The following is a 15,789-nucleotide window of genomic DNA, read 5'->3' on the forward strand; positions in this document are numbered from 1 at the left end:
GTATGTATTTTTTAGGAGGGAATACCACATGGAATCTAATACATTTTATGATATTTACTTAGAGGAACTGAAAAATCTCCCGCAGGGCACGCCGGAGGAGGAAACGGCGCTTCTGAAAAAACTGACGGAGGGGGACAAGACCGCGGCTTCCCGTCTGACGGAGTTAAAACTGGCGAAGGCGGTTCAGATCGCGGAGGAGTACCACGATCGGGGACTTCCGGCGGGCGATCTGGTGCAGGAGGCAAATATGGCACTGTTCCTGTTTGCAGGCGAGTATGAGGGAGGCGATTTTGACGCACAGATGGAGAAACGGGTGCGCGCGGCGATCGAGGATGCGCTGCAGATTCAGAACCGCGAGACGAAGATTGAGGAGGAGATGGCGGCGCGCGTTAATGTCCTCAAGGATATTTCTGCGAGCATGGCGCGGGAGCTGGGACGCGAGGCGACCCTTGCGGAATTGGCAGAGCGCATGAAGATGAGCGAGGATGAGATCCGTGACATCATGAAACTGACGATGGACGCGATGAAGGTCAGTGGTCAGGCGGCAGAGATGGCTCAGAAAGAGATAGATGAACAGGAGTAATAGAAAATGCTGTTTTATTTGGTACGCCACGGTCAGACCGACTGGAACCGGGCGGGAAAGATACAGGGAACGACGGATATTCCGCTGAACGAAACAGGACGGCAGCAGGCGGAGCAGCTTGCCACTGTCCTGAAAGAAAGGAGCGGCTATCCGGCAAAAACGCGGATCGATGCGGTCTATGCCAGCCCGCTTGCGCGTGCATTCCAGACGGCGGAGATCCTGGCAAAGGAAGGAAAATTACCGCTCCGCCGCCTGACGGGGCTGCGGGAGCGCGATTTTGGATGCTGGGAAGGCAAAAGCTGGCAGCAGGTGGAAGCAGAGTACCCGGATGAATTTCATCTGTGGAGGGAACAGCCGATGGTCGGCATCCCGTCCGGCGGAGAATCAAGAAAATCCTGCGAGGCGCGGAGTGAACGGGCGATCCGACAGATTTTGGAGGAGACAGCCGGGGATGCGGTGATCGTGGCGCACGGTGGGATCCTCGTCTTTTTGATGAATTATCTGCTCCGTTTCCATCGGGAGCCGCAGGAGATCATTGTGGCGAATGCCAGTCTGTCGGTTGTTTCGTATGACCGTTCGACGGGGATGGGAAAGCTGCTTGCACTGAATGAGACAGGGACGTTGGAACAGAAAAAATCGTTTTAAAGAATGATTTCAAAATGAAAAAAGCAGGAATGAAATAAGGCAAGAGATACAATAAGAGTTACTGTTCACGGGTAGGCACTTTTGGAACCGAAAGTGCCGTAAGAAAACGTGGTGGTAGCAGGAATTTGCCGTATTTAAATGCGAAGCCACGGCAAATTCCGTTACTGGGCACGTATGCGTGAACAGTAACCAATAAGATGCGTTAATAAAAAATATTAAATATATTAATTTTACTAATCTATAAAAATTGTGTATGATAAAGGCAGATGCTAGAAGAAGGCATTTGCCTTTTATGCTGAAAAATGAATGTATTTTACAGAACATGAAACATTAAAATACGAAAAAACAGGAGGAAAACATGAGCGTAAGACGTATTTTCGTTGAGAAAAAACCGGAATTTGCCGTATTGGCTCACGATCTGAAAGAGGAGATCGCAAGCTATCTGGGGATCGACACGATCACCGATGTCCGCGTACTGATCCGCTATGATATTGAGGATGTATCAGAGGATACATATCAGAAAGCGCTGATTACTATCTTCTCTGAGCCGCCGGTTGATTTTGTCTATGAGGAGGCATTCCCGTTCAAGGAAGGCGATACGATCTTTTCCGTTGAGTTCCTGCCGGGACAGTTCGATCAGAGAGCCGATTCCGCAGAACAGTGTGTGAAACTTCTGAATGAAGAGGAAAATCCGGTGATCCGTTCCGCGACAACTTATGTTATTTCCGGAACACTGACCGCGGAGCAGATCGAGGGCATCAAGTCCCTGTGCATTAACCCGGTGGATTCCCGTGAGAATAACAACGCAAAGCCGGAAACGCTGGTAACGGTATTTGAGCAGCCGGAGGATGTCAAGATTTTCGATGGCTTCTGCGGTTATGGCGAGGCAGAGTTAAAAGAACTCTACGATTCCCTGAACCTTGCGATGACGTTCAAGGATTTCGAGCATATCCACAACTACTTTAAGAACGAAGAGAAGAGAGATCCGTCTGTGACCGAGATCCGCGTGCTGGATACATATTGGTCCGATCACTGCCGTCATACGACCTTCCAGACTGAGTTAAAGGACGTTACCTTTACAAAGGGCGATTACAATGAGCCGATGGAAGCTTCCTACAAACAGTACCTGGCAGATCGCGAGGTTCTCTACAAAGATCGCGATGACAAGTTTGTCTGCCTGATGGATCTGGCTGTTCTCGCTATGAAGAAGCTTCGCCGTGAAGGCAAGCTGGAGGATCTGGAGGAGTCTGAGGAGATTAATGCGTGCAGTATCGTAGTTCCGGTTACCATCGACGGCAAGGAAGAAGAGTGGCTGGTAAACTTTAAGAATGAGACCCACAACCATCCGACCGAGATTGAGCCGTTTGGCGGCGCTGCCACCTGCTTAGGCGGTGCTATCCGTGACCCGCTTTCCGGACGTACCTATGTATATCAGGCTATGCGTGTGACCGGTGCGGCTGATCCGACCCGTCCGATGTCGGAGACACTGCACGGCAAACTTCCGCAGAAGCGCATCGTAAAGGATGCAGCACATGGCTACAGCTCCTACGGTAACCAGATCGGTCTTGCTACCGGCTATGTAAAAGAGATTTATCATCCAAATTATGTGGCAAAACGTATGGAGATCGGTGCTGTTATGGCAGCAGCTCCGCGCAAAAATGTCATCCGTGAGACTTCCGATCCGGGCGATGTAATCATCCTGATGGGTGGACGTACCGGCCGTGATGGTATCGGCGGCGCAACCGGTTCTTCCAAGGTACATACCGAGGAGTCCATCGAGGTCTGCGGCGCAGAGGTTCAGAAGGGCAATGCACCGACCGAACGTAAATTACAGAGACTGTTCCGCCGCCCGGAGGTCAGCCGTCTGATCAAGAAGTGTAACGACTTTGGCGCCGGCGGTGTATCGGTAGCGATCGGTGAGTTAGCTGACGGACTTCAGATTGACCTTGACAAGGTTCCGAAGAAATATGCAGGTCTGGACGGAACGGAGATTGCGATTTCCGAGTCACAGGAGCGTATGGCTTTGGTGGTAGATCCGAAAGATGTTGATAAGATGCTTGCTTACGCAGCAGAAGAGAACCTGGAGGCAGTTCCGGTTGCCGTTGTTACCGAGTCTCCGCGTCTGGTTCTGAATTGGAGAGGCAAGACGATCGTAGATTTAAGCCGTGCATTCCTGGATACCAACGGTGCACATCAGGAGACAACTGTTACCGTTGAGGTTCCGACCAAGGAAGGCAATGTATTTGATAAACAGGAAGTAAAGGATGTCAAAGAAAAATGGCTGTCCATGCTTTCTTCCTTAAATGTATGCTCCCAGAAGGGTCTGGTTGAGATGTTCGACAGCACCGTGGGCGCAAGCAGCGTATTCCTTCCATACGGCGGCGTTCACCAGATGACCGAGACACAGGCGATGGTGGCAAAACTGCCGATGAGCGAGGGCAAATGCGATACCGTTACCATGATGAGCTACGGCTATGATCCGTACCTGTCCAGCTGGAGCCCGTACCACGGCGCTACTTACGCAGTGCTGGATTCCGTTGCCAAGATCGTGGCAAACGGCGGTGATTTCCACAAGATCCGCTTTACCTTCCAGGAGTACTTCAAACGTATGACGGAAGATCCGAAGAGATGGGGCACGCCGTTCTCCGCTCTGCTCGGTGCTTACAGTGCGCAGCTCGGATTTGGACTTCCGTCCATCGGCGGCAAGGACAGTATGTCCGGCAGCTTCTATGATGAAGAGCACGGCGAAATCGATGTACCGCCGACACTGGTTTCCTTTGCAGTTGATATTTCCGATACCAAACACGTGGTATCTCCGGAATTTAAGAAAGCGGGCAGCAAGATTGTTCTCTTTACCATCGAGAAAGATGCACATGACCTGCCGGTATACAGCCAGATCATGGATGGTTACGAGAAAATCTACCGCGATATGGAGTCTGGAAAGATTATTTCCGCATATGCGGTTGAGGGTGCTGGTGTGGCAGAGGCTGTCAGCAAGATGGCATTTGGTAACCGCCTGGGCGTAAAGATTGAGCACAATGTAGATCCGAGAGACTTCTTCGCCGCTGGCTGGGGCAATATTGTCTGCGAGGTTCCGGACGGCAAGGTAGGCGAGCTGTCCATTCCGTACACCGTGATCGGTGAGGTAACCGACAAGGGAACCTTCGAGTATGGCAGTACCCTGATCTCCATGGAAGAGGCTCTGAAAGCATGGACCGGAACCCTGGAGAAAGTGTTCCCGACCGCTTCCGGCGCACCGATGAAGGCAGCAGAAGAGACACTTTACAATACCGATAAGGTATATGTATGTAAACATAAAGTGGCAAAACCAACTGTATTTATTCCGGCAATGCCGGGTACCAACTGCGAGCTGGACAGCGCGAAAGCGTTTGAGGCAGCCGGAGCGGAGACGATTGTGCGTGTATTCCGCAACCAGAATGCATCCGATATCCGTTCTTCCATCGAGCAGTACAAAGAGGATATCAAGAAATCCCAGATCATCATGTTCCCGGGTGGATTCTCCGCAGGTGATGAGCCGGATGGTTCGGCTAAATTCTTCGCTACGGTATTCCGCAACGAGGCGATGATGGAGGAGATCGACAAACTGCTTCATGACCGGGATGGCCTGGTACTGGGTATCTGCAATGGCTTCCAGACATTAATCAAACTGGGACTTTTAACCGGAGGCAAGATTGAGCCGCAGAAAGCAGATTCCCCGACTCTGACAACCAACAACATTGGACGCCACATTTCCCGCATGGCATACTTAAAGGTTGTATCTAACCTGTCCCCGTGGCTCAGAAAAGCAGAGCTGGGAGGCGTATACTGCAACCCGATGTCCCATGGTGAAGGACGTTTCGTAGCCAACGAGGAGTGGCTTGCAAAACTTCGCGCAAATGGTCAGATCGCGATCCAGTACAGCGATCCGAACGGAAACTTATCCGTCAGCGAGGAGTGGAACCCGAACGGTTCCTACCAGTGCATCGAGGGTATCACAAGCCCGGATGGACGTATTCTTGGTAAGATGGGTCACAACGAGCGCTGCTGGAGCGATACAGGCATGAATATCTATGGAAATCAGGATATGCAGCTGTTTGCTTCAGGTGTGGAGTATTTCAAATAAAATGAACACCTGCTTTTAAGTAAGGTAGAAATAGACCGGACCGCAGAAATCTGCCCCGGTCTATTTTTTGTGTGATAGAAAATTCCTTGGAATTCCCCATCACACAAAAAGGTACATTCTTTTTTATGTCACAGGAAATATCAATTATGATATAAATTCTACCATTGACGAAAATGTCAGAAAACCTTAAACAAAAAGTTATTCTCAGGTAATAAAAGTGTGGTATCCTGTCAATAACAGAAAGCAGACATCTACTTCAAAAAAACAAGGGGAAAATTTTGAAAATACCGACAGTTTATTTTGACGCAGGCGGATATGTTTGTTATAATGAAAACAAGATTTTGTACGCGAGAGTACATTAAAAAAGGAGGATGGGATATGAGACATAACCTGAAGGCAGCGGCGGTTTCCGTTCTTGCTATCATGGCGGCACTGGCTATGAGTATTCCGGCATACGCGGCTGACAAAAAGATCTCGGAAGTTAAGTTCCGTGTCAATGCGAAACCGGAAGCGGGCGACAGCATCGGGGATCCGGATGTACAAGTTACGAAGGGTAATGTTGAGATTACCGAGCAGGAGTTTGACAATGACGACAGCGAGTGGGAGAGAGGTGATAAGCCGGTCATCTACCTGACGATCGAGGCAAAGGACGGTTATCAGTTATCCGGCACAAAGCTTTCTGCAACCAAGTCGGCTTACAAAGTTACGAAGCGATCTGGCGATAAGAGCGAGTGGAAAGTTAAGATTACGATGTCAGCTGTTGACGGCGATTTGGATACGGTCGAAGATCTTAGCTGGAGCAATCGTACCGCAACCTGGGACAGCGTATCGGATGCAAGCAAGTATGAAGTTAAACTGTACCGCAACAGTTCTACCGTAACGACTGTTACAACTACAGGCACAAGCTACAATTTCTACCCATATATGACGAAATCCGGCGATTATACCTTTAAGGTGCGCGCGGTTGACGGAAGCGATAAGGGTGAGTGGAGTGACGAGTCCGATGAATATTATATGAATTCTTCAGATGTGTATACAGGTACACCTCCGACCGATAATTCTTCTGGTGGTTCCACTCCGGCAAATGCGAATGGTCAGTGGGTAAACAGCATTTACGGCTGGTCTTACTACATCAATGGTGTACCGGTTAAGAACAACTGGGTATATGTTGATAATGAGTGGTATCATCTGAATGCAAACGGATTCATGGATACAGACTGGATCTATACTGATAATAACTGGTTCTATTTAAACCCGGTATCCGATGGTACGAGAGGCAAGATGCTGACCGGCTGGCAGCAGATTGGACCGTATAAGTATTATCTGAATCCGGTATCCGACGGTACCCGTGGTGCAAGAAAGACAGGCTATCAGTTCATCGATGGCGCATGGTATCTGTTTGACCTGAATAGCGGAGCACTCTGGACTAACATGGTAGCTCCGAACGGTATGATAGCGGATGCAAATGGTGTTCTTCACTAAGGAGATATCCGACTGCAGACCGGAAGAGAATCTGAAATGCGGAAACATACATAAATGAAATAAAAATCAGACAGCGGCAGACAGCGGACTAGCGAAAGCAAGTGGCTGATGCCGCTGTTTTTTGTTTTTCTTGCACAGAAGGGGAGAAAAAGGATATAATAGAGAATCATATTGAGAAGCCGGAGAATTGATGAGGCGGGAATAAGAAACAGAGAGGAGAATCGATAAATTACGATGAAACCAACTGTATTATTGTATAATTTTACTGATTCCAAAAGAAAAATGAAGGTGCAGCAGGCGCTTATGCCGCTGGGATTCCGTTTAAGGGCAGTGAAAAAGGAGGAGTACGGGCTGCCGGTGGGCGTGCTGGCTGGTGTGAAAGGACTGAATGAGGATGTCCTCAGGGAAGCCGGACAGGCAATAGAGGCCGGGGAGGAAACGCAAAAAGAAGGGACCGCGCAGAAACAGGCAGACGGGAGGCTGCAGCGAGAAGTGCCGGAGAATGATTCTTCCAGGAAAATGGATTTCTCGGATGAGATGGCGATCATGGCAGGCTTTTCTTCCGCCCAGATCGATGCATTTATCTATGCACTCCGAAAAAAGGGAGTCGGACGGATTGATTATAAAGCAGTCCTGACACCGTATAATATGAAGTGGGATTCGGTACAATTATACGAAGAGATCAAAAAAGAGCATGAGATGATGACGGGGAAGGGTAAAGACGAAGCGTTGTGATGCCATGGGATTGGTGAAAGGTCATTTTACTGCTTGATGTGGAGGTGGAAAGATGCTGGAAAAAGTAGATTTGAATAAATCAGTGGATAAGGAAAACTACAAGAAGCTTCGGGAAGAGATGGATGTGAAGCTGGGAGAATTGCAGCGCGCCTGTAAGGCGGAAAAGATCCCGGTTGTCATCGTATTTGACGGCTTCGGGGCAGGCGGTAAGGGAACGCAGATCAACCGCCTGATCCAGCCGCTGGATCCGCGCGGCTTTGATGTTTATGCGAGCCGGGAGACGGGAGAAGAGGAACGGATGCGTCCATTTCTCTGGCGGTATTGGACGAAGACACCGGAAGATGGGCGAATGATGATCTTTGACAAGAGTTGGTACGATAAGGTTACCGTTGACCGGTTTGACAAAGAGACGAAGCGGCAGGAGCTAAACGGGGCGTTTAGGGATATCCTTTCATTTGAAAAGCAGCTGGCAGATTCCGGCATGATTCTGATCAAATTGTTTCTGTATATTTCCAGGGACGAGCAGAAAAAGCGCTTTAAACGGCTGGAAGAAAGCAAAGAGACTGCGTGGCGTGTGACGGAGGCGGACTGGAAGCGCAACAAGGATTACGATACGTTTCTGGAGATGAATGAGGAAATGCTGCAGCGGACGGATACCGGGTACGCGCCGTGGACGATCGTGGAAGCGACTGATAAAAATTATGCGGCAGTCAAGATTTTATCCACCGTCACAGACCGGCTGGAGTATGAGCTGAACCGCCGCCGAATGGAACGCGAGGAAGGGGCGGTGCATCCGCCGGTCAAACTTCCAGATGAGCGGTTTAAAAATGGCGTGCTTTCCGGCGTGGATCTGACGAAAACGCTGACACGCGAGGAATATAAGGAACGTCTGGATAAGCTGCAGAAAAAGCTGGAGGTGCTGCACGGCGAGCTGTACCGGCTGCGGATTCCGGTGGTGATCGGCTTTGAAGGCTGGGATGCGGCGGGAAAAGGCGGTGCGATCCGGCGCCTGACAAGCCACCTGGATCCACGCGGCTACAAGGTCAATCCGACGGCTGCACCGAATGATGTGGAGAAGGTACACCATTATCTGTGGCGTTTCTGGCGGGAGATGCCGAAAGCGGGGCATATTGCGATCTTCGACCGCACCTGGTACGGGCGCGTGATGGTGGAGCGGATCGAGGGCTTCTGCAGTGAGGCGGACTGGAAACGGGCATATCAGGAAATCAACGAGATGGAAGAGCACATGGCGAATTTTGGCGCGGTGATCGTGAAATTCTGGATTCATATTGATAAAGATGAGCAGGAACGCCGCTTTAAGGAGCGCATGGAGGCTCCGGCAAAACAGTGGAAGATCACGGACGAAGACTGGCGCAACCGTGAAAAATGGGACGCATACGAGCAGGCAGTCAATGAGATGCTGGTGCGGACCTCTACTACCTATGCCCCGTGGACGATCATAGAAGGAAATTCCAAATATTTCGCGCGCGTCAAGGTGCTGGAAACGGTTGTGGAGGCGATGGAGGAGAAGATCCGTGAGGTAAAAAAGCTGCGTAAGTGATAGAAAGAAGCGGACGGCCGATTTGGTAATCATGTGTGGAAATATGAAGAAGCGCGGTTGCAATTCTTCGTAAGATACAGTAAAATCAATATTTAAAGAAAAAGACGGCAATTTTGAAAAACACAAACATTTGTGTAACTTTGCGTTAAGTGTAGCGATAGAAAGGAAGCGGACAAAATGGAGCAGACAGCAAAAGAGCGCACACTAGCATTTATGGCAGAGCATGCGGGGGATCCAACCCCGATGGAATTATTTCATATGCACGTAAAACACGTGGGAATCAATACAAAATCGGAAGACGAGGCCTGGGAGGTTACTGAGACACTGGCGCGTCTGATGGGGCTGATGCCGCGCGAGACGGAGAAAGCTGTGTTCAGCGGGGACCTGACGGAAAATATGAAGGTGGAGAGCCACGGAACCTACGGCCATATTGGCTTTGGCGTAAATGATTGCGAGGCGGCGATCCGATACTTTGTGAACCGCGGTATGACGCTTCGGGAAGAGACGAAGCGCTTTGATGAGCAGGGGCGCTGTATTTTCGCCTATTTTAAAGAAGAAGTCGGCGGATTTGCGATCCACCTGGTACAGGATTGATAGCATCAGGCGATATAAAAACGAAAAGGATAGCAATATGAAAAAAATAATCGTGATCGGCGGCGGGGCAGCCGGCATGGCGGCTGCGATTGCGGCGGCGGAAAATGGCTGCGCGGCAACGATCTATGAAAAGAATGAGAAACTGGGAAAAAAGATCTATATCACGGGAAAAGGGCGCTGCAATGTGACGAATGACTGTGATATGGAAGGCCTGTTTGACAGTGTTGTGACAAACAGCCGCTTTTTATACAGTGCATTTTACGGTTTTAGTAACCAGGATATGAAGAATTTTCTGGAGGCGAACGGCTGTCATGTTAAGGTGGAGCGCGGCAACCGTGTCTTTCCGGTGTCTGACCGGGCATCGGATGTGACATCGGCGTTTGCAAGACGGCTGCGGGAACTGCGCGTGAAAGTAGAATTGAATCAGGGAGTCCGGGAACTGTGGCTGGAGGATGGTGTATTAAAAGGTGTGATTCTGGCGCAGGGCGGTAATGAGCGTGGGAAAAAGGGCTCCTACATAGCTGCGGATGCAGTGATCGTGGCGACGGGCGGTTTGTCCTACCCGACGACCGGCTCAACCGGCGATGGTTACCGGTTTGCGGAGGCTGCAGGGCACAAGGTGACGGAACTTTCGCCGGCGCTTGTTCCGTTTGAGACGAAGGAAGATGTGAAGGAGCTGCAGGGACTCTCCCTGCGGAACGTGGAAGCTGCTATTTTAAATGGAAAGAAAGAGGTTTACTGTGAATTTGGTGAGATGCTGTTTACCCATTACGGCGTTTCGGGTCCGGTACTCTTGAGTGCCAGCAGTTATGCAGCGAAAAAACTGAAAAAGGGTCCGCTGACTCTGATGCTCGATCTGAAACCGGCGCTTTCCATGGAACAGCTCGATGCGCGGATTCTGCGCGATTTTGAGGTGGAGAAGAATAAACAGTTTAAAAATGCGCTGAACCATCTGTACCCATCAAAACTGATACCGGTCATAATTCGCCGCAGCGGCATTGAGCCGGACAAGCAGGTCAACGCCGTGACGAAGGAAGAGCGGAGACGGCTGGCGGAGGTGACAAAGCATTTTACACTGACGCTGACCGGGCTGCGAGGTTTCAATGAGGCGATCATTACCCAGGGCGGTGTGACGGTAAAAGAAGTTAATCCATCCACGATGGAGTCGAAGAAGCTTCCAGGGCTTTATTTTGCTGGGGAAGTGCTGGATCTCGATGCAGTCACGGGCGGTTACAACTTACAAATTGCGTGGTCGACCGGTGTGCTGGCAGGACGGAGCGCAGCGGAAAATCATGAATTATAACGATATGAAAAAGGGGAAACGAAATGCCGATTAATATAGCGATTGATGGACCAGCCGGGGCTGGGAAGAGCACAGTGGCAAAGAAGCTGGCGGAAGATTATGGATATATTTATGTAGATACGGGGGCGATGTACCGGGCGATGGCATTGTATTTTCTGCGCCAGGGCATCGACAGCCATGATGAGGCGGCGATCGGACGCGCCTGTGAGACGGTTTCCATTTCACTGGAATATGAAAATGGGATCCAGCAGGTTTATTTAAATGGGGAGAATGTCAGCAGCGAGCTTCGGACGGAGGCGGTTGGAAATATGGCTTCGAATACCTCTGTCTATGCGCCGGTCCGCAAAAAACTGGTGGAGCTGCAGCGTGAATTAGCCGGACGCCGGGATGTCGTGATGGATGGCCGGGATATCGGAACGGCGGTTCTGCCGGATGCGACCCTGAAAGTATATCTGACCGCGAGCAGTCATGTGAGAGCTGAACGCCGTTATAAAGAGCTGACCGAACGCGGGGAAAGCTGTTCCCTGGAGGCGATCGAGCAGGATATCATCGAGCGCGATTACCGCGATATGCACCGGGAATTGTCGCCTCTCAAGCAGGCTGAGGACGCCATTTTACTGGATACTTCTGCGTTGAATTTTGAAGAGGTAATGCGGGAGATGGAGAAGCTGGTTGAGGCGGCAAAGAAAAAGCAGGCGTAAGACTTTAATTTAGAAAATGTGTAACAGTTCAGTAGGTCTGCGCATTTACTGCGCTGACCGTACGAAAACATGGGCCAGCAGGCAAAAATCCCATTGCCGTAGGCAATTTTTGATGGATTTTTGCGCGTGACTGTGAAGGTACTGAACAGTTACGAAAATGCCAGGAAAAAGGAGAAGCCGAAAAGGGGCGGCAGCAAACATGAGACGATTGAAACAAACATGGATCGCCGCAGCACTTGGGATGAGTGTATGGATGACCGCCTGTGCGGGCGCGGCATCGGAGACAGCCACACAGGAAGGGGCTGTCGATGAGGAGAGCCAGGGGGCGATCCGTGAGGCTGTGGCTGAAAATGATCAGGCGCAGGAGCAGCCCAAACGGGATAAAACGCAGGAAACTGAGCGGACGGAACAGCTCACGGTTGAACCAGTCCGGGAAACCCTCAATATGACGCATTTTGACAACTGTACCTTTGCAGCTGGGTTCAAACCGCAGCAGATCCATCAGGATGAAAGCAATGTTATCATCACATTGACGGTCTATGACTATGAGCATTTTCATAAGGCAGATATCGATGAACTGCGGGCGGGAGATACGCTGCTCATCGATGGGAAAGAATGTCTCATTACTTCGATTGACCGACAGGAGTCTGGGCGGATCGAGATCAATGGCGGTCCGGCACAGGGGGGAGAAGAGCTGAGAATGGTAGAGGAGGATTCCTTTTATGGCTCGGAGATGGCAGTCGGGAGAAGTTACCATAAGCTGGGAGAGGTTACGCTGCAGATGGATGAGAACTTTGTCCTGACAGATGATTCTGACCCGGATACACCGCCGCAGGTGTATACCGCGGAAGAATTATTCGCGATCCGTGATCGGCTGATCGGCGAGTTTAAGCCATACAACACGGCTGTGACGGTGAAGAATGAGAAAATCATTTCGATTTACCGGAAATTTATGCCATAAAAAATATAAAATCATTAAGAGGAGGAGAGCACCTTTTATCCGGATGAGAGAGTTCACGGGTAGGCACTTTTGGAACCGAAAGTGCCGTAGGAAAACGTGGTGGCAGCAGGAATTTGCCGTATTTAAATGTGAAGCCACGGCAAATTCCGTTACTGGGCACGTGCGTGAAGAGTAACCGGATGAGAGGTGCTTTTTTGATATAATTTCCAGGATAAATTGACTTTTAAGCATACCCCATCTATAATGAAACAAGCTGATATGGGCAGTGGGTGCCGCTGTTTGTGCCAGACCAGTCAGATTGCTCGGATTGGCAGGCGCGGACAGGGGGTAAAAGGGAAACAGGTGCAAAACCTGTGCGATCTCGTCACTGTGAACCGGAGAGTGGCGCCGCAGATGCCATTGCGAAAGTGAGAAGGCGCGGCGTGCATGATGACCCGAAAGCCAGGAAACCTGCCAGCTGTCGTGAACATATCGGTTAAAACTATTTTTGTGCGAGTCACACAAGGAGGAAAACATGAGAAAAAACAAAAAAGTAGTTGTAAGTGCAGCGGCAGTTACGATGTCCGTATTGCTTGGAGCCTGCGGCGGCAGTACATCCAGCCAGGCAACCTCGACGGAGGCGGCTTCTGAGGCAGAGACCGAGGCAGCTGAGGGCGCCGATTCCGATCAGGAAGCAGCAGATAAGGTGGCAAAGCTGATCGATGACATCTATGTACAGGAGCGCACCGATGACACGGATGAGCAGTGCAAGGCAGCCAAAGAGGCATGGGATGCCCTGACTGACGAGCAGAAGGAGCTGGTAGAAGGCGAGAACGCAGATCCAGATTATTTTGGTCGTGATACCGGCGACGCGAGCCTGGACGATCCGCGCAATCAGGATGAGATTGGCGACAAGGAGATCCTGGTAGTCAGCTTTGGTACTTCCTTCAACGACAGCCGTGTGAAAGATATCAAGAGTATCGAGGATTCCATCCAGGATGCATTCCCGGATTGGGCAGTCCGCCGTGCATTTACCGCACAGATCATTATCAACCACGTTGAGGCTCGTGACGGCGAGTGCATCGACAATATGGATCAGGCACTGGAGCGCGCCGTGGAGAACGGAGTTAAAGAGCTGGTTGTCCAGCCGACCCACCTGATGCACGGTGCTGAGTATGACGAGATGGTTGAGGCGCTCGAGAAGTATCAGGATAAATTCGAGCAGATAGCTGTCGCAGAGCCGTTGTTGGGTGAGGTTGGCGACGATGCAACCGTTATCAATGCAGATAAAGAGGCAGTTGCAAAAGCAGTTGTAGCAGAGGCAGCTTCGGAAGCAGGTTTTAAAGATGCAGCTGACGCAGCCGATCAGGGAACTGCATTCGTTCTGATGGGGCATGGTACCGCACACGTTGCAAAGGTAACCTACAGCCAGATGCAGACCCAGATGCAGAATCTTGGATATAGCAATGTATTTATCGGTACCGTAGAGGGCGAGCCGGAAGAGACCTCCTGTGAGTCTGTTATCGAGGCAGTGAAGGCAGCAGGTTATAAGAATGTCGTTCTTCGTCCGCTGATGGTAGTTGCAGGTGATCACGCAAACAACGACATGGCAGGCGATGACGAGGATTCCTGGAAGAGCCAGTTTGAGGCATCAGGTGCATTTGACAAGGTAGATACTCAGATTTCCGGTCTGGGCAGAATTAAAGCAGTAGAATCATTCTATGTTGCTCATACACGGACAGCCATTGATTCTATTGTGAAATAATGTATATGAAAAAGAAATTAAATTTAGCGGCGCTTCTGCTTGCTGCCGCTTTTCTCGGAGCGTGCGGAGGACAGAAACAGGACGCAGCTGACACCGTGGCGCAGACAGAGAGCGCAGAAACCGAGAATGCCGATCAAAAGAGCAGCATTGACCTTGCAGACGGCGTCTACACCGTCGATTTTAAGACGGACAGCAGTATGTTCAAGGTCAATGAATCGAAAAATGGAAAAGGTGTCCTGACGGTCAAGGATGGCGAGGCGACACTTCATATCAGCCTGACCTCGAAAAACATCGTGAACCTGTATCTGGGTACTGCGGACGAGGCAAAGGAAGATGAAGCCGGTTGGCTGCAGCCAACCGTAGACACGGTTACTTACAGCGACGGTCTGAGCGAGGAGGTCAACGGCTTCGATGTGCCGGTTCCGGCGCTCGGAGAAGAATTTGACCTGGCTCTGATTGGTAAGAAGGGCACCTGGTACGACCACAAAGTAAGGGTAGAAAATCCGGTTTCCGGAGAGGCAGAGGACGCGGAAGCGGCATCATCCGAGACGGAGAATAGCGATGATGCGGCAGATGTCCAGAAACCGGCAGGGCAGACTGCAGATGTGGCAGACGGCACTTATACCTGTGAGGTAACCCTGCAGGGAGGTTCCGGCAGAGCATCGGTGGACAGCCCGGCGATCATTATCGTCAAGGATGGAAAGGTGACTGCCGATATTGTCTGGAGCAGCCCGAACTATGAGTATATGCTGGTGGATGACGTGCAGTATGATCCGATCCAGACCGAGGGCAATTCCGAGTTCCAGATTCCGGTAACGCTGGATGAGGATGTAGCGGTCAGTGCCTTGACGGTGGCGATGAGCCAGCCGCATCTGATTGATTATACGCTGTATTTTGACAGCGTGACGTTATCAGAAGTTACGAAATAAAAGTAGATAGAAATACCTGTCCAGGAAGAACCTCCCGGTCCTTTTGTACATATTTTGATTACAGAAGGATCCGGGAGGTTTATGTCTATGCGTATCTGTGAACTCAAACAGCGGGAAGTTATAAATGTAAAAGATTGCAAGCGCCTTGGTTTTGTGGGCGACGTCGATTTTGACATCAGCACGGGAAAAATGCTTGCGATCATCGTACCGGGACCGGGCTGTGTCTGGGGCTTTCTGGGGCGGGAAAAAGAGTACATAATTCCATTCTGCGACATCTGCCAGATAGGGGATGACATTATTCTAGTGAGGCTGAAAGAAGAGAAAAAGAAGGAATAAAGATTACTGTTCACGGGTAGGCACTTTTGGAACCGAAAGTGCCGTAAGAAAACGTGGTGGCAGCAGGAATTTGCCGTATTTGAATGCGAAGC

13 protein-coding genes and 1 riboswitch are annotated in these 15,789 nt (G+C 50.5%); all 13 genes read left to right on the forward strand.

All coding sequences use genetic code 11. The features are described from left to right. Positions 1-28: 28 nt before the first annotated feature. A complete protein-coding gene (locus DXB70_RS04335) occupies positions 29-583 on the forward strand; it encodes a sigma-70 domain-containing protein (protein ID WP_118672724.1) in 555 nt (184 codons plus the stop codon). Positions 584-589: 6 nt separating this feature from the next. Then, complete coding sequence (locus DXB70_RS04340) at positions 590-1,228, forward strand: histidine phosphatase family protein (protein ID WP_118672725.1); 639 nt, start codon at positions 590-592, stop codon at positions 1,226-1,228. A 358-nt stretch (positions 1,229-1,586) separates the two neighbouring features. Next, on the forward strand, positions 1,587-5,351 hold the full coding sequence (locus DXB70_RS04345) for a phosphoribosylformylglycinamidine synthase (RefSeq protein WP_118672726.1): 3,765 nt from the start codon (positions 1,587-1,589) through the stop codon (positions 5,349-5,351). A 378-nt stretch (positions 5,352-5,729) separates the two neighbouring features. Next, the gene (locus DXB70_RS04350) at positions 5,730-6,833 is read left to right on the forward strand and encodes a hypothetical protein (protein WP_118472755.1); all 1,104 of its coding nucleotides are present in this window, start codon (positions 5,730-5,732) and stop codon (positions 6,831-6,833) included. 234 nt (positions 6,834-7,067) lie between these two features. Further along, on the forward strand, positions 7,068-7,568 hold the full coding sequence (locus DXB70_RS04355) for a DUF3783 domain-containing protein (RefSeq protein ID WP_117795623.1): 501 nt from the start codon (positions 7,068-7,070) through the stop codon (positions 7,566-7,568). A 52-nt stretch (positions 7,569-7,620) separates the two neighbouring features. Next, the gene (gene pap, locus DXB70_RS04360) at positions 7,621-9,129 is read left to right on the forward strand and encodes a polyphosphate:AMP phosphotransferase (protein ID WP_117795621.1); all 1,509 of its coding nucleotides are present in this window, start codon (positions 7,621-7,623) and stop codon (positions 9,127-9,129) included. 177 nt (positions 9,130-9,306) lie between these two features. Beyond that, on the forward strand, positions 9,307-9,723 hold the full coding sequence (locus DXB70_RS04365; RefSeq protein WP_243099902.1) for a VOC family protein: 417 nt from the start codon (positions 9,307-9,309) through the stop codon (positions 9,721-9,723). 37 nt (positions 9,724-9,760) lie between these two features. After that, positions 9,761-11,026, forward strand: coding sequence for an NAD(P)/FAD-dependent oxidoreductase (locus DXB70_RS04370; protein ID WP_118672727.1), 1,266 nt, complete (start codon positions 9,761-9,763; stop codon positions 11,024-11,026). Between the two features lie 23 nt (positions 11,027-11,049). Next, on the forward strand, positions 11,050-11,727 hold the full coding sequence (gene cmk / locus DXB70_RS04375) for a (d)CMP kinase (protein WP_118468709.1): 678 nt from the start codon (positions 11,050-11,052) through the stop codon (positions 11,725-11,727). Between the two features lie 199 nt (positions 11,728-11,926). Further along, positions 11,927-12,688 (forward strand): hypothetical protein, encoded by a 762-nt coding sequence (locus tag DXB70_RS04380; protein WP_147354039.1) that lies wholly within the window; start codon positions 11,927-11,929, stop codon positions 12,686-12,688. Between the two features lie 295 nt (positions 12,689-12,983). Then, positions 12,984-13,161: riboswitch (cobalamin riboswitch) on the forward strand. 41 nt (positions 13,162-13,202) lie between these two features. Then, complete coding sequence (locus DXB70_RS04385; RefSeq protein WP_118672729.1) at positions 13,203-14,432, forward strand: sirohydrochlorin cobaltochelatase; 1,230 nt, start codon at positions 13,203-13,205, stop codon at positions 14,430-14,432. A gap of 5 nt (positions 14,433-14,437) precedes the next feature. After that, positions 14,438-15,361: a hypothetical protein gene (locus DXB70_RS04390; RefSeq protein WP_118672760.1), complete on the forward strand. Its 924-nt coding sequence runs from the start codon at positions 14,438-14,440 to the stop codon at positions 15,359-15,361. 87 nt (positions 15,362-15,448) lie between these two features. Further along, a complete protein-coding gene (locus tag DXB70_RS04395; protein ID WP_118637140.1) occupies positions 15,449-15,697 on the forward strand; it encodes a YlmC/YmxH family sporulation protein in 249 nt (82 codons plus the stop codon). Positions 15,698-15,789 lie beyond the last annotated feature (92 nt).

Source organism: Clostridium sp. OM05-5BH (assembly GCF_003481505.1).
In the GTDB taxonomy this organism is placed as follows: domain Bacteria; phylum Bacillota; class Clostridia; order Lachnospirales; family Lachnospiraceae; genus Otoolea; species Otoolea fessa.